Origin of the sequence: Nocardiopsis deserti (genome assembly GCF_008638355.1) — a bacterium.
Taxonomy (GTDB): domain Bacteria; phylum Actinomycetota; class Actinomycetes; order Streptosporangiales; family Streptosporangiaceae; genus Nocardiopsis; species Nocardiopsis alborubida.
This window is the reverse complement of sequence record NZ_VWVS01000019.1, coordinates 18,311-37,435: the sequence shown is the minus strand read 5'-3', so window position 1 is coordinate 37,435 and position 19,125 is coordinate 18,311. Positions and strand designations below refer to the sequence as shown.

Sequence of the window (19,125 nt, the reverse complement as noted above, 5' to 3'; positions counted from 1 at the left end):
GCGCGACCGCGAACCGATATCCCGTCGTTGCCCAGTTCTGACGGGTGTGGTCGGGGAATCGGTGTCGGGCGAGCGGGCCTGGCGACTGCCCTCCCGGCAGCCGGGAGAGCCAGCACGCGGCCGGGCCGCCGGTCCGCCCTCAGCCCCACGCGTCCCGGGCGGCCCTCATCGCGGGCGACACGTAGCCGGTGCCGATGCGGACACCGCCGAGCCACTCGGTCAGCCGCGCCGCCTCCTCCCCCAGGGCCCGCCGCGTCGCGGGCGAAACGGATTCGAGCAGGTGCACCCGGACCGCGCCGGAGCCGTCCTGCACCCATGACCCGACCACGCGGCCGTCCGCCCAGGCCGTCGTGCCCGCGTTGCCGCGGTTGTCGAAGAGCTGCTCGCGGTGCGGGCCCAGGTAGAAGTCCCGGCCGCGCCAGCCCATGACGGTCGGGTCGAGCACCGGCAGCAGCGCCACCCACGCGCCCGGGTCGGCCGCCTCAGCGAGGTCGTCGGGCAGGAGCCAACCGGTGGCGCCGCCGTCGAGGGAGACCCTGACGGCACCGAGTTCGGCCAGCGCCGTGCGCACGACCGTCTTGGTCGATCCCAGCCACCAGACGATGTCGTCCTCGGTCCCCGGACCGAAACTGTGCAGCCAGAGGCGGACGAGTTCCCGGTAGCCCTCTGCGGCGCCCCACGGGGCGGGAACGCCGTCGAGCCAGTGTCCGGTCAGGGTCCACCGCGGCTGCGAGACCGCGAAGCGGCCGGTGTTGGCGCCGCGCACGATGTCGGCGGCGGCGCCGAGGAGGGTGAGCACCCGCGGCGCCGACCACACCTCGCCCGCCGACCCCGCGACCCTGACGTCGATCCTGGGCACCGCCCGGCGCACATCGGCGGCCACCAGGCCCTCCGGGGCGTCGGCGAGCAGGGCCAGGACCTCGGCCCCGGCCCGGTCGAGCCAGGCGTCGCCGTCGTCGGTGATCCCCGCCCCGACCAGGTCCTTGCGCATGCGGGCGCGCTCCGTGGCGGCGACGCGCGCGGAGGCGCTCGGCCACACGGCGGGCAGCAGTTCGCGCGGGAACACGAAGAGCGTGCGCCGCATCGCCAGCTGCTTCACCAGGCTCCGGTCCCCGTAGAGCGCCCTGTCGAGGTCCGCCACGGTCAGCGAGGGCACGCGCGCCCGGCACGACAGGTAGACCGTGGCCGGTTCGGTGGCGTGCAGCGCGGTCATCGCCCGCGTGGCCGCCTCCGGGGAGTCCGCGTGAAAACCCGGGGCCAGGGCGTGCCGGACGCCGATGCGGGCGCGCCTCTCGTCGTCACTCACGTGGTGCATCGGCTCATCGTGCCACACCGTCCGGACATTTCGATACGCACAAGTTCCGGAACTATTCCGTTCCTGAACTACTCTGTTCCTGAATTACGCCGTTCCGGCACAGGCGTGTAGCGTCCTGACCAGCGGTGAGACGAGGAGGCAACCGCCATGGCGCGAGACAGCGACACCCGTGAGCCCGCCGCGCCCGGCGGCGGGCCAGCACGACCCGGCCGCAAACGCGACCGCTCCCGTGACGGCGACATCCTCGACGCGGCGCTGGAGGTCCTGGCCGACGTCGGGTTCGCCCGGCTGACGATGGACGCCGTCGCCGCCCGGGCCGGGGCGGGGAAGGCCACGCTCTACCGCCGCTGGGCCTCCAAGACCGAACTGGTCGTCGACGCGGTGGCGCGCATGAAACGCGACCAGGTCGACATCGAGCGCCTGCCCGACACCGGCGACCTCCGGGAGGACCTGCTCGGCCTGTTCAGGCCCCAGTCGGCACGGGAGGGCGAGCGCAGGCTGCGGATCATGGCGGGGCTGGCCTCGATGCTCGTCCAGGACCGGGCGTCCGCCGACGCCGTCAGCGCCGCGATCGTCCAGCCCTGGGCCGAGGCCCACCGCGTTCTCATACGGCGCGCCGTCGAGCGCGGTGAGGCCTCGGCGGCGGCCGACGTCGACACCCTCTCCCAGGTCGTCGCGTCGATGGCCGCCTACCGGGCGCTCGTCCAGCGCAGGCCCTTCGAACGGGACTTCCTCGTGTCGCTGGTCGACGGCGTCCTGATGCCCGCGCTGCGCGGTCCGCGGACCGGGGACCCCTCGCCGGAGCCGGAACGCGCGTCCTGACCAACGCCCTCACGCCGTAGGCCGTACGGCGACCCGCCTGTCCTGCGGGGCTGGCCGGAACCGTTGCTGGTGTGACGCAAGGACGGTGGCCCGCGTCTTGGCGAGGTTGGGGCGTCGAGACGCGCCATAAGCACAGGATCACGACAAGGGGGGCGAGTCGTCACCCTCCCAGCGCGGTCACCCAGGCGAACGCGGCCGCCACGTCGTGGACGGTGGGCACCCCGGCAGGTCCCGGCGGGCGCCGCACCACCACGACCGGGACGCCGAGCAGCCGCGCGGCCTCCATCTTGGGCCGGGTGTAGGTGCCGCCGGAGTCCTTGGTGACCAGGACGTCCGCGCGGTGCCCGCCCATCAGGTCCAGTTCGCCGCCGAGGGTGTACGGCCCCCTGCTGGTCCTCAGCGACCACGTGTCGGGCAACGCGAGTTCGGGGACGTCCACCACCCGGGCCAGGACCGCCCGCCGCCCCAGTTCCGGAACGAAGCGGGCGAGTTCCTGGCGGCCCACCGTGAGGAAGGGCCGCTCCCCGAGCGCCGCGGCCCGCTCCGCCGCATCCTCGTGGGTGGCGGCGTACCGCCAGGCCGGATCGGGATCCCAGCCCGGCCGCTCCAGCCGCAGCAGGGGAAGGTCCGTGCAGGCCTCCGCCGCGTTGGCGCTCATACCCAGGGCGAAGGGGTGGGTGGCGTCCACCACCGCGTCGTAGGAGGCCAGCGCCGCGCGCAGACCCGGCACTCCCCCGAAGCCGCCGATCCGCACCTTCCCCACCGGCAGACGGGGCCGGGCCACCCGCCCGGCCAACGACGTGGTCACGTCCACGCCCGCCTCCACCAGGAGGGCGGCCAACTCACGGGCCTCGGACGTTCCCCCCAAAAGCAGCAGCCTCACCGGGGCACCTCCGCCCCGGGCCCGCGCCGCGAACGTGCGGCGGGCGGGGCCCCCGGGGCCCCCGGGGCCAGCGCGGGCAGACCCGCCGGAGCGCCCTCGCGGGCCAGGGCGAGCAGGGCGTCCACGTCCAGGTGCTCCTCCGCCAGGTCGGCGAGCAGGTCCAGGCGCCGCTCCCGGGCCGCGGCGAAGCGCACCCCGGAGGGCTCGCAGCCCAGCGCCTCGGCCAGGAAGGCGGCGCGGAACGCGTCGCCCTCCAGGCTGCCGTGCCACATGGTGCCGAAGACGTTGCCCGCGCGTGCGCCGCCCAGGAACTCCTCCGCTCCGCCGCCGACCGTGACCCGGCCGTGGTGGATCTCGTAGCCGTGCGCGGGCGCCCCGAGCGCCTCCCCCGCGGGCAGGCGCAGGGTCTTGTCGGCGGTGAACTCGGTCCGGGCGTCGAGCAGCCCGAGGCCGTCCGCGCGCGCTCCGGGTTCGGCCTCGACCCCGCCGGAGTCGGTGACGGTGCGGCCGAGCATCTGGAACCCGCCGCAGATCCCCAGCAGCGGCCGACCGCGCCGGGCGTGCTCGACGATCGCCCGGTCCAGCCCCCGGGAACGCAACCAGTCCAGATCGGCCAGGGTGGCGCGGGTGCCGGGCAGGACGACCAGGTCGGCGTCGGCGAGGTCGCGCGGGCCGGAGGCGAAGACGACGTCCAGACCGGGTTCCAGCCCGAGGGCGTCCACGTCGGTGAAGTTGCTGATCCGGGGCAGGCGCACCACGGCCACCCTCGACCCCGCTCCCCCGCGCGCCCGGCGGCCCTCCAGGTCCAGGGCGTCCTCGGAGTCCAGCCACAGCCCCGGATCCCATGGCAGGGTGCCGTAGACCCGGCGGCCGGTGAGCCGCTGGAGGTCCTCCAGGCCGGGCCGGAGCAGTCCGGGGTCCCCGCGGAACTTGTTGACCACGAAGCCCGCGACCAGCGCCTGGTCGGCGGCCTCCAGCAGGCCCACCGTTCCGTACATCGCGGCGAGGACACCGCCCCGGTCGATGTCGCCGACGACCACCACGGGCAGGCCCGCGTGCCGGGCCAGGCCCATGTTGACGTAGTCGCCCGCCCGCAGGTTGATCTCGGCGGGGCTGCCCGCGCCCTCGGCGACGACGACGTCGTGGCGGGCCGCGAGGTCGTCGTAGGTGGTGTGCGCGGCCTCGGCCAGGTGGCGTCGGCCCGACTCCCAGTCGGCAGAGGAGACGTCCCCGGCGGGGTGGCCGAGCAGGACGACGTGGCTGCGCCGGTCGGTGCCCGGTTTGAGGAGCACGGGGTTCATGGCGGGCTCGGGCACGGCGCGGGCGGCCAGCGCCTGCACCCACTGGGCGCGGCCGATCTCCGCCGGGTGGCCGTCGGGTCCGTGGCAGACCATGGAGTTGTTGGACATGTTCTGCGCCTTGTAGGGGGCGACCCGCGCGCCGCGGCGCGCGAAGGCCCGGCACAGGGCGGTGGTGACCACGCTCTTGCCCGCGTCGGAGGTGGTCCCGGCGACCAGCAGTCCTCCTCCCCCGCGTCCCTGGTCCTCTCCCCGCGGGGACGGACCACCGCCCTCGAACGAGGCCTCCGGCCCGGTTGCACTCATGCCGTCCTCCTCAGCAGCGCGACGTCCATGACCCATCCGGCCCGCTCCCGGGCCCGTGCGCGGGCCGCGGCGATCGCGGGCAGCACCCCACCGACCCGCCCGGCGACCAGCTCCTCGGTGTCGGTGCCCAGGTTGGCACCCCACCAGACCGTCCAGCCCTCCAGCCCCCCGAAGGCGGGCTCTCCCCCGAGCATGACGACGATGTTGTCCTGCCCCGCGGCCACCGCCTCGCCCAGGCGGCGCGCGGGGGTCACGTGCACCGGACGGCCCACCTCGTGCAGCACGATCCGGTGCCGCGCGGCGAGGAGCTGGGGAGCGCTGACGCCGGGGAGCACGTCGTACTCCACCGCGACGGCCCCCCGCTCGGCGATCCGTTCCACGATCCGCAGTGTGGAGTCGTACAGCCCCGGGTCTCCCCAGACCAGGAACGCCGCCGTGCCGCCGCGCTCGCCCAGCACCCGCTCGTAGGCGGCGACCCGCGCCTCGTGCCAGGCGGCCACCGCGGCCGCGTAGTCCGCCGGGTCGTCGCGGTCGCGCTCGGGGTCGGGCACCGCGACCAGCGGCACGCCGTGCGCCTCGCAGACGGCCCGGCGCAGCGCCAGCAGCCCGTCGTCCCCGCGTTTGCGGGCGGCCACCGCGTAGTCGCAGCCGCGCAGCGCCTCGGCGACCTCCGGGGTGACGTGCCGCGGCCCCATGCCGATGCCCAGGATGCGCACCCTCACTCGGACCGGTCCTCCAGGTCGCCCTCGACCTCCAGGTAGACCTCCGTCAGGGCCTCCAGCGTCGCCGGGTCCGGCTCTGCCCACAGCCCGCGCCGGGCGGCCTCGTGCAGCCGCTCGACGATGCCGTGCAGCGCCCACGGGTTGGAGCGGCGCAGGAACTCCTGGGTGTCGGCGTCGAGCACGTACTCGGCGGCCAGCTTGTCGTACATCCAGTCGTGGACGACACCGGCCGTGGCGTCGAAACCGAAGAGGTAGTCGACGGTGGCCGCCAGTTCGAAGGCGCCCTTGTAGCCGTGGCGGCGCATGGCCGAGATCCAGCGCGGGTTGACCACCCGGGCCCGGAACACGCGGGCGGTCTCCTCGGCCAGGGTGCGGGTGCGCACCGCGTCGGGCGAGGTGGAGTCACCGACGTAGGCCTTGGGATCGGCGCCGGTGAGGGCGCGGACGGTGGCGATCATGCCGCCGTGGTACTGGAAGTAGTCGTCGGAGTCGGCGATGTCGTGTTCGGCGCTGTCGACGTTCTTGGCCGCGACCTTGATCCGGCGGTAGTTGGCGCGCATGTCCTCGGCGGCAGCGACGCCGTCCAGGCCCCGCCCGTAGGCGAAGCCGCCCCAGGCCGTGTACACCTCGGCCAGGTCGCGGTCGTCGCGCCAGGTGCCCGACTCCACCACCTGGAGGATGCCCGCGCCGTAGGAGCCGGGCGCGGAGCCGAAGACGCGGGTGGTGGCGCGGCGCCGGTCGCCGTGCTCCTCCAGGTCGGCGAGGGTGTGGGCCCGCACGAAGTTGCTCTCCCCGGGCTCGTCCAGGTCGGCGACCAGGTTCACGGCGTCGTCCAGCATGGCGACCACGTGGGGGAAGGCGTCGCGGAAGAAGCCGGAGATGCGCACCGTGACGTCCACGCGCGGGCGGCCCAGCTCCTCCAGCGGCACCACGTCGAGCCGCGAGACCCGGCGCGAGGCCTCGTCCCACTCCGGGCGCACGCCCAGCAGCGCCAGCACCTCGGCCACGTCGTCGCCGGAGGTGCGCATCGCCGACGTGCCCCACACCGACAGGCCCACCGACTCGGGGTAGGTCCCGGTCTCCTCCAGGTGGCGGCGCAGCAGGGACTCGGCCATCGCCTGCCCGGTCTGCCAGGCCAGCCGGGAGGGGACGGCGCGGGGGTCGACGGTGTAGAAGTTGCGGCCGGTCGGCAGCACGTTGACCAGGCCGCGCAGCGGGGAGCCGGAGGGGCCCGCCGGGACGAAGCCGCCCGCCAGGGCGTGCACGACGTGGTCGAGTTCGTCGGTGGTGCGGGCCAGGCGGGGCGCCACCTGCGCGGCGGCGAACTCCAGGACGGCGCGCACCCCGGGGTCGTCGTGCAGGCCGGAGGCGGCGGCCGGGTCCCAGCCCGCGGCCTCCATCCGCTCCACGAGGCCGCGGGCGAGGGCCTCCACCTGGTCGACCTCGGTGGTGGGCGCGTCCTCCTTCAGGCCCAGGGCCGAACGCAGCCCGGGCACCGCCGCGCCCACCCCTCCCCACACCTGGGCGGCGCGCAGGACGGCCAGGACCAGGTTCACCCGGGCCTCCCCCTCGGGCGCCTCGCCGAGCACGTGCAGGCCGTCGCGGATCTGTGCGTCCTTGATCTCGCACAGCCAGCCGTCGACGTGGAGCAGGAAGTCGTCGAACTCCTCGTCGTCGGGCCGCTCCTCCAGGCCGAGGTCGCGGTGCAGCTCCGCCGCGCGCATCAGGGACCAGATCTCTCCCCGGACCGCGGGCAGCTTGGCCGGATCCATGGCCGCGATGTTGGCGTGCTCGTCGAGCAGCTGCTCCAGGCGGGCGATGTCGCCGTAGGACTCGGCGCGGGCCATCGGCGGGATGAGGTGGTCCACGACCGTGGCGTGGGCGCGGCGCTTGGCCTGGGCGCCCTCGCCCGGGTCGTTGACCAGGAACGGGTAGACGAGCGGCAGGTCGCCGAGCACCGCGTCGGTGGCGCAGGCGGCCGAGAGCGCGGCGTTCTTGCCGGGCAGCCACTCCAGCGAGCCGTGCTTGCCCAGGTGGACGACGGCGTGGGCGCCGAAGCCGTGCTCCAGCCAGCGGTAGGCGGCCAGGTAGTGGTGGCTGGGGGGCAGGTCGGGGTCGTGGTAGATGGCGATCGGGTTCTCCCCGAAGCCGCGCGGGGGCTGGACCAGGACGACGACGTTGCCCGCGCGCATCGCGGCCAGGACCAGCTCGCCCGCGTCGTTGACGTAGAGGCTGCCGGGCGCGGCCCCCCACGCCTCGGTCATCGCCTCCCTGAGCGGGGCGGGCAGGTCCCCGGTCCAGGCGGCGTACTCCTCGGGCGTGATCCGCACCTGGGCGTCGGTCAGCTGCACGGAGGTCAGCCAGTCCTCGTCCTGGCCGCCCGCCGCGATCAGGGCGTGGATCAGCGCGTCCCCGGCCTCGGTGTCGTCGGGCAGGTCCAGGCCGGGCAGGGCGCCGGGCTCGCCCAGGTCGTAGCCCTCGGCGCGCATCCGGCGCAGCAGGCGCACCAGCGAGCGGGGCGTGTCGAGCCCGACCGCGTTGCCGATGCGGGAGTGCTTGGTGGGGTAGGCGGACAGGACGAGGGCGATGCGCTTGTCGGCGGGGGGCACGTGCCGCAGCCGGGCGTGGGCGACGGCGATCCCGGCCAGGCGGGCGCAGCGCTCGGGATCGGCGACGTAGCGGGGCAGGCCGTCGCGGTCGATCTCCTTGAAGGAGAAGGGCACGGTGATGATGCGGCCGTCGAACTCGGGGATGGCGATCTGGCTCGCCGAGTCCAGCGGGGTGACGCCGTCGTCGGAGGCCTCCCAGTCGGCGCGCGGACTCGTCAGGCACAGCCCCTGGAGGACGGGGACGTCCAGGGCCGCCATCCGCTCCACGTCCCACGCCTCGTCGTCCCCGCCCGCGCTCGCGGACGCGGGTACGCTGCCGCCCGCCGCCAGGACGGTGACCACCAGGGCGTCGAAGCCGCCGAGCGCCTCGTAGAGCTCGTCGGGCGCCGAGCGCAGCGATCCGGCGAACACGGGCACGCCCACGGCCCGCCCGGTCGCGTCGACGGCGTCGGCCAGGGCGTGCGCGAAGGCGGTGTTGCCGCCCGCCTCGTGCGCCCGGTAGTAGAGGATGCCCACCCTCGGGAGGCCGGAGCCCCGAGGCCGGTCGCGCTCGGCGAGGCCCCACAGCGGCACGGGCGCGGGCGCCTCGAACCCCTCACCGGTCAGCAGCACGGTGTCGGACAGGAAGGCGTGCAGGCGCGCGAGGTTGGCCGGGCCGCCCTCGGCCAGGTAGCGGTGGGCGTCGGCCGCCAGGCCGATCGGGACGGTGGAGTGCTCCATCAGTTCGGCGCTGGGCTGCTGCTCACCGCCCAGGACGACCAGCGGCGTGCCCCGCTCCCGGACGGCGGCCAGCCCAGGCCACAGGTCGTGCGGGGAGCCGAGCAGCCGCACCACCACCAGGTCGGCGCCCTCGACGACGCCGGTGAGCTCGGCGTCGGAGGCGCGGGAGGGGTTGGCCCACGCGTACGCGCGGCCGCTGGCCCGCGCGGAGAGCAGGTCGGTGTCGGATGTGGACAGCAGTGCGATCCGTACCGTCATGGCCGGATTCCTCCTTCGGGGTTGGCTCCCCATCGTCGGTCGGACCGCTCGGGTCCGGGTTCTGTCCCCGCCCCCGCGGCGGGGGCGTCACGGTGGCGCGGCGGCTCGGCGCCGCGGCGCAGGAAGCGGATCACCGGGTGCCCGGGGCCGGGGGCGACCTCGGCCCGCACCCCGTAGACCTCCTCGATGAGGGAGGGGGTCAGGACCTGCGGGGGCGTGCCCTCGGCGACGACGCGCCCGCCCCGCAGCACCAGCAGCCGGTCGCAGTACATCGCGGCCAGGTTGAGGTCGTGCATGGCGATGACGGTGGTGACCGGCAGGCCCGCGACCAGTTCCATGAGGTCGAGCTGGTACTGGATGTCGAGGTGGTTGGTCGGCTCGTCGAGCAGCAGCTCGCTGGGCTCCTGGGCCAGGGCGCGGGCGATCTGGGCGCGCTGGCGCTCCCCTCCGGAGAGCGTGTGCCAGGACCGGTCGGCGGCGCCGGTCAGTCCGGTGCGCTCCAGGGCCGCCGTGACGGCCCCCGCGTCGGCCCCCGACATGGGCGTCCAGGCGCGGCGGTGCGGGACGCGCCCCAGGGCCACCACGTCGCGGACGGTCAGCTCGGTCTGGGTGTGCGCGTTCTGTTCGACGGTGGCCACGCGCCGCGCCACCGCCCGGCGCGCGGTCCGGCCGAGCGGCGTCCCGTCGAGGGCGACCACGCCGGAGGAGGGTGCGAGAACACCGGCGAGCAGCCGCAGCAGCGTGGACTTGCCCGAACCGTTGGGGCCGAGCAGGCCGACGGTCTCACCCGGGCGCGGAGCGAGGGTGACACCGTCCAGGACGAGCCCTCCGCCGATCAGGCGGCTCACCCGTTCGGCGCGCAGGCCGGTCCCGCCGGGCGCACTGTGCCGCGTCCGGTCCCCTCGCGTGGGTCGTCGGCCGTCGTCGCTCGGGGGCGCCCGGCGCACGGACGGCGCACCGCCCTCCCCGCGCCCACCGCCCCCAACGGACGGCCCTGGGCCGCGGTCCCGTCCTCCTGCGGGCGCCTCCGGCGCGGCGTCTGCCCCCGGCGCCGTCGCGGACGGCGCACCGCTGCGGCCTCGGGCCCGCGCCTGGTCTGAACGGGTCACGTGTGCCTCCTGGCGCGGTAGAGCACGGCGACGAAGGCGGGCACCCCGATGAGGGAGGTCACCACCCCCACCGGGATCTCCTGCGGGTCCAGCGCGGTGCGGGCCACCGTGTCCACCCACACCAGGAAGACGGCGCCCGCCAGCGCGGTGACCGGCAACAGCCTGGCGTGCGCCGCGCCGGTGAGCGCGCGGGCCGCGTGCGGCAGGACCAGCCCCACGAAACCGATCGCCCCGGCCGCGCTGACCAGGGCGGCGGTGAGCAGCGCGGTGGCGCACAGCAGCACCATGCGGGCGCGGGCCACCCGCACTCCCAGGTTCGCCGCGGCCTCCTCCCCGAAGGCGAACGCGTCCAGGGTGGTGGTGTGCGCGAGGCACACCGCGAGCACACCGGCCAGCACCACCGAGCACAGCACCACGTCGTCCCATCCCGCGCCGCTGAGGGAGCCCAGCAGCCAGAACAGCACGCCCCGCGTGGTCTCGGCGTCGGCCGAGGTCAGCACGATGAACGAGGTCAGCGCCGAGAACAGCTGCATGGCCGCCACACCGGACAGCACCACGCGGTCCATGCTCGCGCCCAGGGTGTGCGCGAGCAGCACCACCAGCCCGAAGGAGAGCAGGGCACCGGCGAAGGCGCCCGCCGACAGCGACACCACCGCGCCGCCCCACCCCAGGACCAGCACGGCGACCGCCCCGGTGGAGGCCCCCGAGGACACCCCGAGCACGAAGGGGTCCGCCAGCGGGTTGCGCAGCAGGGACTGCATGACCGCCCCGCACAGGGCCAGCCCCGCCCCGCACACCGCGGCGAGCAGGGTGCGGGGCATGCGCAGGTTCCACACGATGCCCTCGCGCAGCGGCGTCAGGCGGCTCTCACCGAACCCCAGCCGCGCGGCGACCGACCTCCAGACCTCGACCGTGGTGATGTCGGCGGGGCCGATGGTCACCGCGACCGAGACCGACACGGCCAGGAGCACCAGTCCACCGCAGGAGAGCAGCGCCAGACGCGCACCGCTCACGGGGTGAGCCCGAGCGCGCGCAGACCGTCAGCGACCTGCTCGATCCCCTCGACCGTGCGGATCGAGGGGTTCATGGCCTGGCCGCTGAGCAGGACGTAGCGCTCCTCGCGCACGGCGGTGAGCTCACGGGTGGCGGGGTGGGACTCCAGGAACGCGATCTTGGCGTCGGCGCTCTCCGCGGTCTGGGAATCGCGGGTCAGGTCGCCGAGCACGATGACGTCGGGGTCGCGGTCGGCGACGGTCTCCCAGTTGATCTGGGGCCACTCGTCGTGGGTGTCGTCGAAGGCGTTCTCCGCCCCGACCGCGCGGGTGATGACGCCGGGGGCGCCGCAGCAGCCCGCGAGGTAGGGCGACTGGGAGTTGGCGAACCAGTACATGAGGGAGACCCCGGAGGCGTCCAGGTCCCCGGTCGCCGCCTCCACCCGCCCCTCCAGTCCGGCGATCAGCTCCTCTCCGCGCTCCCGCACCCCGAACAGCAGGGCCAGGTCGCGGATCTCGCCGTACACGGCGTCGAGGGTGAGTGCTTCGCTGCGCGAGCCGTCCCCCCCGCTGTCGTTGTCCTTGCCCGCGGCGCAGTCGGTCGGGGAGACGTAGGTGGGCACACCCAGCTCCTGGAACTGCTCGCGGGTGGCGACGCCGCCCGTGCCGAGCGTGGAGACGAAGGACGCGGTCACCAGGTCCGGTTCGGCGTCCAGGACCACCTCGAAGGAGGGGGCGTTGTCGGCCAGGCGGGGGACGCCCTCGTTGGCCTCCTCCAGGCCCTCCATGACCGGGTCGGTCCAGGTGGCGGTGCCGACGAGGCGGTCCGCCAGGCCCAGGGAGAGCAGGATCTCGGTGCTGCCCTGGTTGAGGGAGACGACGCGCTCGGGCGGGGCGTCGACGCTCACCTCGTGTCCGCAGTTGTCGACCGTGCGGGCGCCGTCGGCGGCCTCCCCCTCGCCGCTCCCCCCGTCCGGGGAGGGCGCGCAGGCGGTGAGCAGCAGGGCGGAGGCGAGCAGGAGGGGAAGGGGGCGCGGGGCGTGACGCAGCATGGGCATGCCTTGGATGTCGGGGCTCGAACGCGGAGCCTGGCACGGGACGCCTCCGCGCACTCGACGCGGAGGGGCCAGCAGGTCTTCGGACTCGGGTTCGCCCGGACGGGATGCCTTCCCAGGTCGGTGCCGCTTCGACGCTGTGGTCGCCGCGGCCTCCGCCCCAGTGGCGTGAGTACCCCGCCCGTCCCCCTCACCGCTGCGCGTCAGTTCCGGATTCGCACCGGATTCCCTGACCACGTACGTGGTACGACTGGCCCGGGCAGACTATCAAGGCCCCCTCGGCCCTTCGCGGCCGGAAGGCGCACAGAGGCCCGGACCAACGGACACGGCGGCGCGGACCACGCGGCGGAGCCGGGACCGACGCGCGCACCGGGAGTACGATCGTGACCGGCCGCACACGGCCCCGCACCACCGCGCACCGCCCGCACCCGGCAGAGAGGGGACCCCGGACATGACCACCACGACGTTCGACCCGCGCGCGCTGCTCGCCCAGAGCAGGCTCGGCGTCCTGGCCACCATCAAGGCCGACGGCCGCCCCCAGCTCTCCCCCGTCCAGCCCTTCTACGACGCCAAGACCGACCTGCTGCACGTCTCCATGACCGAGGGCAGGGCCAAGACGGCGAACCTGCGCCGCGACCCGCGCGCCACGCTCCAGGTCACCAGCCCCGACGGCTGGGCCTGGGCCACCGCCGAGGGCGTCGCCACCCTCACCGGCCCCGGCACCGACCCCCACGGCCCCGAGGTCGGGGCGCTGGTGGACTACTACCGCCTCGCCGCAGGCGAGCACCCCGACTGGGAGGAGTACCGGTCGGTCATGGTCTCCGACCGCAGGGTGCTCATGACCATGCCCGTGGACCACGTGTACGGCGAGAAGATCCGCTGACCGCACCGCCGGGAGGACCGCGCGCCGGGGGACGGCCACACCGCCAGCCCTCGGTGCCGCCCCCGGAGGGCGGTCCCGCGCACGACGACGGGGCGGGACCGCGACCTGCCGCCGCGACCCCGCCCCTCAGCCCGTCAGCCCGCGCGGCCGACCGCGGTCCACCCGCGGCCGGTCACGCCCGGCCCTAGCGCTTCATGCCGTGCTCGATCGCCTCGATGATGCGCGGCCGCATCTCGGCGGCACTGATGATCGCGTCCACCGAACCCACCTCGACCGCGCGCTGGATGCTGTGCACCCGGTCGAACTCCGCGGCGACCTCGCCGAGCTTCTCCGCCCGCACCGAGGACTGCGTCTCGGCCAGCCGCGCGTTGAGCGCGGCCCGCTCGGCGCCGCTGGCCGCCGACACCTGTTCCTGGAGCCCGGTCACCCGCGGGTCGCTCGCGGTACGCGTGTTGACCTCGCCGGCGAACACCACGGCCGCCGCCGGGGCCCCGCCCAGCACCGAGGCGAACGAGCCCTCCAGCGCGAGCACCGTCATGTTCGGGTTGAGCGCCTTGGAGAACACCACGAACGCGCCGCCGTGGTAGCGCGAGATCACGCAGAACACGATCGGGCCGTCGAAGTTGACGATCGCCCGGCCGATCTCGGCCCCGTACTCCAACTGGAGCTTGCGCAGCGACTCCGGCGAGCCGTCGAACCCGGACAGGTTCGCCAGCACCACCAGCGGCCGGTTGCCCGACGCCGCGTTGATCGCCCGAGCCACCTTCTTGGACGAGCGCGGGAACAGCGTGCCCGCGGTGTAGGTGTCGGGGCCGTCGGTGGGCGGGAAGCCGTGCCGCGGCACCGACCGCGACTCGATCCCCACCAGGCACACCGGCCAGCCGCCGATGTGCACGTCCTGCACCGCCGCCGTGTCGGCGTCGGCCATGCCCGCCCAGCGCTCCAGCACCGCGTGGTCCTGGTCCGAGAGCGCCCGCATCACCGTGCGGATGTCGAACGGCTTCTTGCGGTCCGGGTTGTGCTCGGCGGAGAAGACCTCGCCGACGGTGGTGAAGTCGCTGCCCGCCACCGTGTGCGGGAACACCGAGACGTCGCGGTCGACCGGGTCCAGGGTCCTGGCCCGACGCGGCGCCTCCTCCCCCGGCACGACGTAGGTGTGGTCGTAGTGCGCCATGAGCACGTCGCGGGCCGAGGCCAGGTTCGGCGCCCAGTACTGCGCCTGCCCGTTGGGGCCCATCACCCGGTCGTAGCCGCCGATGCCGAAGTTGTCCTCGGCCGACACCCCGCCGGAGAAGTCCAGCGACTGCTTGCCGGTGAGCACCATCGCCGAGTCCGGCGTCATCACCAGGATGCCCTTGGTGTGCATGAGCATCGTCGCCTCGGCGTTCCAGTACGGCTGGGCGCCGACGTTGATGCCCGCGACGACGATGTTGATCTCACCGCCGTCCTGGGTGAACTCCACGATCCGCTTGAGCGCGGCCGCGACCCAGTCCATGTTCTCGGTGCCCGAGGACATCGAGATCCGCGCGCCCGCCGACAGCGCGAACCACTCCAGCGGCACCCGCATCGACTCGGCCAGGTCCAGCGCGGCGATCACCCGCGAGCACTCGGGCTCCGAGAGCGCGCCCAGCGCCTTGGTCGGGTCGCCCAGCAGCACCACGCGCGTGACCCCCTCGGGGTGGCGCACGGTCGGCGTCGTGACCACACCGGCCACGATCGCCGCGGAGTTGTGCCCCCGCGGCCGGTCGACCGGGACCAGCACACCGTTGTCGTCCAGGTCGTACTCGGTGAAACCGCCGCCCGGCCCCGACAGCAGACCGGTCAGCTCGTAGGGGTAGACGGTCCCGCGACGGGCCGCGCGCAGCACCTTCTGGCGGTAGTCGTCCAGCGGCAGCACCGGCTCGGTCGAGGGCTCCTCGACGTGGACCCGCGCATCCTGGCCCTGGTCCAGGCTGATGCGCACCGCGACCTCGGTCAGCTCACCGGAGGACGTGCGCTGGCGGGCCAGGAACTGGACCTCCTCCAGCCCCGCCCCGGCCGTGGTCGGCAACAGCCGCTGGACCAGCGTCTCCAGCTCCTCGGGGGTCAGCTCGGTCGCCGGCCACACGTACATCATGATGCGGTTGGTGTCGAAGCGCCGGTTGTGCGGACGCTGCGCCTGGATGTTGCGGATCGCGTCCAGGCACCCGGTGACCGTGTCCTCCAGCGCGGGCAGCGCGATCAGGCGCCCGTCCGCCTCGCGCAGCGGCGTCAGGTCGCGGACCTGGCCCATCGCGAAGAGGCGCTCGTCGGCCGGGTTGCTCTTGGCCACCGCCCTGAACAGGTAGATCTCCTCGTCGGCCGAGGGCAGCCGGGTGAGGTCGAACTCGCGCAGGCGCTGCAGCTGCAGGCGCCGGGCGATCTGCGGGTGCAGGCCGCGGATCAGCCGGTCCTCGGCGAAGCCCGTCCCCTCGGGCCGGAAGGTGAAGTGGTGGTGCATCACCGCGCCGCTGGTACCTGCGACGGTGGCGGTGACCCGGCGCACGCCCGCGGGCAGCGGGTTCTCGGCCAGGAGCCGCCCCAGCCGCACCGCCATCGCGTCGGCGTCGGGCTGGTCCTCCCAGGTGACGTAGAGGTCGGCCGCGAGTCCGTGCTCGGCGACGTCGGCGGCGAGCTCGCCGACCGCGGCGACGGCACCGGGCAGGGCCGCGATGTCGACGGCGGTCGTGACCAGGCGCGTCAGGCCGCCCGCGCCGTTGTGCTCGGCGGTGACGAACCGGCAGCCCCCGACCTCGCGGGCGGTGACCCGCGACAGTCCGCGGTTGCCGTAGTAGCGGCGGGTCAGCACCTCCAGCAGCGGGGCGTGGTCGCGCCCGGCCCGCCCCATGCGCTGGCCGACCAGCCGCACCAGCGGCTCGGCGCTGGCCACCATGGCCTGGATCCGCTCCGCCCGGTCCGGCGCGTCGGGGTTGCGGTCCAGGTGGCGCAGCTCGTCACGCACCGCGGCGTAGACCCGGGCCCGGTTGCGGCGCAGCAGCGGCTGGGCGAACCAGCGGAAGACCACACCGCGGGCCAGGTCCGACACCGTCGGGAAACGCACCTGCGTGGCCTCCACCAGGTGCTCCAGGGCGAGCCCGGCGCGCTCGCTGAGCGCCTCCGCGGGCGGGCCGCCCGCCAGCCAGCGGCGCAGCAGCTCCGACATGATCGCCAGCGCGGCGCCCGTGTTCTGCTGGGCCAGGAAGATCCGGAAGACCGCGGCCTCCAGCTCCGGCGTGCGGTCCAGATCGGTGACCCCGTAGTGGGCCAGGACCCGGGCGAGCTTGCCCCGGAAGCCCTCGCTGACCCCGGCGCGCTCCACGTCCAGGCTCTGCAGGTAGCTGTGGAAGAACTCGCGCGGGCTGTGCACCGAGCTGTGCGGCTCGGTGTCCGGCTCTCCGCCCGGTTTGTTGCGGCTCAGCTCGCACAGGTCGGCGAACACGGTGAACAGGTCCAGCTCGCCCTCGACCGGACGCCCGCCCAGCTCGGCGCGCGCGGCCAGGTAGTCGGCCAGCACCCGCCCGCGGTCGTGCGGGTCGGCGTCGAAGCCCAGCAGCAGACCGCGCAGGCCCTGGAGGCCGCGCTCCACGCGCTCGGCCGCGGAGGCCTCCACGGGCTCCTCGGGAAGCTCGATGGCGACGGCCTCCACGTCCGACTCCGCCTCCTCCGCGCCCTCGTCGGACAGCGGCTCCAACCGCATCAGCGGCGCACCGGTCTCGACCTGGCTGCCCACCGACACCGGGCACTCGCGCACCCGGGCACGGAACGGCGCGCGCAGCACCGTCTCCATCTTCATGCTCTCCAGCACCAGGACGGGAGCGCCGGAGTCGACCTCGTCGCCGACCGCCAACGGCGTCGCCACCACCAGGGCGGGCGCCGGGGAGCGGACCACACCGCCCTCGTCGCGGCTGATCCGGTGCGTGACGCCGTCGACCTCGACCAGGTGCACCGGCCCGTGCGTGGCCGACACCAGCCGGAACCGGCGGCCGTTGACCACGATCTGGCCGCTGTGCGCGTCGAAGCGCTCGACCTCCACGTCCGCCGGGTGCACGTCGCCGCCGCCGGAGACGCCGACGCGGAACCGGCGGTGCCCGACCCGGGCCACGCTCACCCGGTAGCCCACGCCGCGCAGCTTCAGGTCCAGCGGACGGCCGCTCTCGTGCTGCACCTGCGGACGGCCGCCGTGCGCGGTGGACAGCAGCCGCTGGCGGCTGATCTCCTCCTCGTCCTGGTAGGCCTCGATCGCGGCCGCGGCCAGGGCGACAGCGGAGTGGCGGTGGCTGACCAGGCGCCCCTGGGCGCGCACGCGGTCGATCCAGCCGGTGTCGGCGCTGGCATCGATCACCTCGGGCTGGTCGAGCAGGTCGAGCACGAAGCTCTTGTTGGTCGCGCCGCCCTCGATGATCACCGTGGTCTCGGCCATCGCGCGGCGCAGCCTGCCCAGCGCCTGCTCGCGGTCGCGACCGTAGGCGATGACCTTCGCGATCATCGAGTCGAAGTCGGCCGGGATGGTGTTGCCCTCGCGTACGCCGGTGTCCACGCGCACACCGGGCCCGGTGGGCAGGGCCAGACGCGCGATGCGGCCCGGGGCGGGCGCGAAGTCGCGGTCGGGGTCCTCGGCGTTGAGCCGAGCCTCGACGGCGTGGCCGGACTCCACCGGCTGGGGGCCCTCCAGCCTTCCGCCGCTGGCCACGTGCAGCTGGAGCCGGACCAGGTCGGTGCCGGTGGTGAGCTCGGTGATCGGGTGCTCGACCTGGAGGCGGGTGTTGACCTCCAAGAACGCGAACAGCTTCTCACCGGGGTGGTACAGGAACTCGACGGTGCCCGCGCCGCGGTAGTCCACGGCCAGCGCCAGCCGCTCGGCCGACGCCTTGAGCTGCGCGGTCTGCTCCGCGTCCAGGACCGGGGAGGCCGACTCCTCGATGATCTTCTGGTTGCGCCGCTGCACCGAGCAGTCGCGCACGCCCAGCGCCCACGCCGTGCCCTGCCCGTCGGCGATGATCTGGACCTCGACGTGCCGGGCGCCGGTCACCAGGCGCTCCAGGAAGACCACGCCGGAGCCGAAGGCGCGCAGCGCCTCCTGGCTGGTGCGCTCGTAGGCCTCGGCCAGGTCTTCGCCCGAGGCGACCATGCGGATGCCGCGCCCGCCGCCGCCCGCGGTGGCCTTGAGCATCAGCGGGTAGCCGATCTCGTCACCGGCGCGCAGCGCCTCCTCCAGGGTGGCGACCTCGCCGCGGCTCCACGGCGCGACCGGGACGCCGACCTCCTCGGCGATCAGCTTGGCACCGATCTTGTCGCCGAGCTTGCGCATGGCCTCGGCGCTGGGCCCGACGAAGGTGACGCCGATCCTCTCGCACAGCTCGGCGAAGGCCGGGTCCTCGGCGACGAAGCCCCAGCCCACCCACGCGGCGTCGGCCCTGGTCCGGACCAGCGCGCGCTCCAGGACGGCGTGGTCGAGGTAGGGGCGGGCCGAGGCGGGCCCCAGCGAGTAGGCGACGTCGGCCTCGCGGACGAAGGTGGCGTCGCGGTCGGCGTCGGTGTGGAGGGCCACCGTCTCGATCCGCGCGCCGGTTTCCGCTGAGAGGTCCCGGACAGCGTGGATGAGCCGCATCGCGGCCTCTCCACGGTTGACGATGGCGACACGACTGAACACCGGTTGAGCCTCCCAAGTACCCACGCGCAGAAGGCGACGTCCGGGTCTTGGAGCGTCGCCTGCACCTACCCTTTCTACCCTGGTCGATTACCGCCGGGTACACCAATGGTCCGAACCACGCATAGCGAAGCCGATGCGTTGTGGGAACCCCACAAAAAACGCCCGGCCGTGCCGCCCCGCTCCTGTTTCACGCGAGGTTCGCCACATCGAACGGCCGCCTCCCGCGGCCGCGGTGACCAGGACGGTGCCCGTCCGGCGAACGCGCCGCAATAAAGGACTATTGGCCTATCCAATAGGCCAAAGAATGTCCGACGGGGCGACCTCCGCGGTTTTCCCGCGTACCGTTTTCCCGGCTCACCCGACGCCGCGGACCGCGGGCGGCAGGACCCTGGCGGCGGACAGGATCCGGACGGCGGGCGGGATCCCGGGCGGCTCACGGAGCCCAGACGACGGGCGGAACCACGACGTCCCCGCCCGCCACACGA

11 protein-coding genes and 1 riboswitch are annotated in these 19,125 nt (G+C 74.5%); of the genes, 2 read left to right on the top strand and 9 right to left on the bottom strand.

Annotated features, from left to right (window positions below; translation table 11 throughout):
• Positions 1 to 139: 139 nt before the first annotated feature.
• The gene (locus FYW99_RS24750; RefSeq protein WP_150254436.1) at positions 140 to 1,315 is read right to left on the bottom strand and encodes a winged helix DNA-binding domain-containing protein; all 1,176 of its coding nucleotides are present in this window, start codon (positions 1,313 to 1,315) and stop codon (positions 140 to 142) included.
• A gap of 147 nt (positions 1,316 to 1,462) precedes the next feature.
• Between FYW99_RS24750 and FYW99_RS24745 the strand changes: the two genes are divergently transcribed.
• A complete protein-coding gene (locus FYW99_RS24745; RefSeq protein WP_150254435.1) occupies positions 1,463 to 2,137 on the top strand; it encodes a TetR/AcrR family transcriptional regulator in 675 nt (224 codons plus the stop codon).
• A 160-nt stretch (positions 2,138 to 2,297) separates the two neighbouring features.
• Here the strand turns inward: FYW99_RS24745 and FYW99_RS24740 are convergent, their stop codons facing one another.
• From FYW99_RS24740 to FYW99_RS24710, 7 genes are all read right to left on the bottom strand, one after another.
• On the bottom strand, positions 2,298 to 3,020 hold the full coding sequence (locus tag FYW99_RS24740) for a cobalt-precorrin-6A reductase (RefSeq protein ID WP_150254434.1): 723 nt from the start codon (positions 3,018 to 3,020) through the stop codon (positions 2,298 to 2,300).
• A complete protein-coding gene (locus tag FYW99_RS24735) occupies positions 3,017 to 4,624 on the bottom strand; it encodes a cobyric acid synthase (RefSeq protein ID WP_223839506.1) in 1,608 nt (535 codons plus the stop codon). Before FYW99_RS24735 ends, FYW99_RS24740 begins: the two co-directional genes overlap by 4 nt.
• Positions 4,621 to 5,346, bottom strand: coding sequence for a precorrin-6A synthase (deacetylating) (gene cobF / locus FYW99_RS24730; protein WP_150254433.1), 726 nt, complete (start codon positions 5,344 to 5,346; stop codon positions 4,621 to 4,623). The genes FYW99_RS24735 and cobF overlap by 4 nt, the downstream gene beginning before the upstream one ends.
• Positions 5,343 to 8,933 (bottom strand): cobaltochelatase subunit CobN, encoded by a 3,591-nt coding sequence (locus FYW99_RS24725; RefSeq protein WP_150254432.1) that lies wholly within the window; start codon positions 8,931 to 8,933, stop codon positions 5,343 to 5,345. Before FYW99_RS24725 ends, cobF begins: the two co-directional genes overlap by 4 nt.
• Positions 8,930 to 9,796, bottom strand: a complete 867-nt coding sequence (locus tag FYW99_RS24720; protein ID WP_223839541.1) for an ABC transporter ATP-binding protein — start codon at positions 9,794 to 9,796, stop codon at positions 8,930 to 8,932. The genes FYW99_RS24725 and FYW99_RS24720 overlap by 4 nt, the downstream gene beginning before the upstream one ends.
• A gap of 242 nt (positions 9,797 to 10,038) precedes the next feature.
• Complete coding sequence (locus FYW99_RS24715; RefSeq protein WP_150254430.1) at positions 10,039 to 11,055, bottom strand: FecCD family ABC transporter permease; 1,017 nt, start codon at positions 11,053 to 11,055, stop codon at positions 10,039 to 10,041.
• Positions 11,052 to 12,086 carry an ABC transporter substrate-binding protein gene (locus FYW99_RS24710; RefSeq protein WP_190394803.1) on the bottom strand — a complete coding sequence of 345 codons (1,035 nt, stop codon included), beginning with the start codon at positions 12,084 to 12,086 and terminating at the stop codon, positions 11,052 to 11,054. The genes FYW99_RS24715 and FYW99_RS24710 overlap by 4 nt, the downstream gene beginning before the upstream one ends.
• Positions 12,087 to 12,145: 59 nt before the next feature.
• Positions 12,146 to 12,359: riboswitch (cobalamin riboswitch) on the bottom strand.
• A gap of 181 nt (positions 12,360 to 12,540) precedes the next feature.
• On the opposite strand from FYW99_RS24710, the gene FYW99_RS24705 reads away from it, so the two are divergent.
• The gene (locus FYW99_RS24705) at positions 12,541 to 12,972 is read left to right on the top strand and encodes a PPOX class F420-dependent oxidoreductase (RefSeq protein WP_150254428.1); all 432 of its coding nucleotides are present in this window, start codon (positions 12,541 to 12,543) and stop codon (positions 12,970 to 12,972) included.
• A gap of 184 nt (positions 12,973 to 13,156) precedes the next feature.
• Here the strand turns inward: FYW99_RS24705 and FYW99_RS24700 are convergent, their stop codons facing one another.
• On the bottom strand, positions 13,157 to 18,640 hold the full coding sequence (locus tag FYW99_RS24700; RefSeq protein WP_150254427.1) for an ATP-binding protein: 5,484 nt from the start codon (positions 18,638 to 18,640) through the stop codon (positions 13,157 to 13,159).
• Between the last annotated feature and the right edge of the window lie 485 nt (positions 18,641 to 19,125).

Coding starts and splice junctions, on each gene's coding strand:
- FYW99_RS24745 (WP_150254435.1), top strand. CDS start 1,463: ATGGCGCGAGACAGCGACACCCGTGAGCCCGCCGCGCCCGGCGGCGGG.
- FYW99_RS24735 (WP_223839506.1), bottom strand. CDS start 4,624: ATGAGTGCAACCGGGCCGGAGGCCTCGTTCGAGGGCGGTGGTCCGTCC.
- FYW99_RS24710 (WP_190394803.1), bottom strand. CDS start 12,086: ATGCTGCGTCACGCCCCGCGCCCCCTTCCCCTCCTGCTCGCCTCCGCC.
- FYW99_RS24705 (WP_150254428.1), top strand. CDS start 12,541: ATGACCACCACGACGTTCGACCCGCGCGCGCTGCTCGCCCAGAGCAGG.
- FYW99_RS24750 (WP_150254436.1), bottom strand. CDS start 1,315: ATGCACCACGTGAGTGACGACGAGAGGCGCGCCCGCATCGGCGTCCGG.
- FYW99_RS24725 (WP_150254432.1), bottom strand. CDS start 8,933: ATGACGGTACGGATCGCACTGCTGTCCACATCCGACACCGACCTGCTC.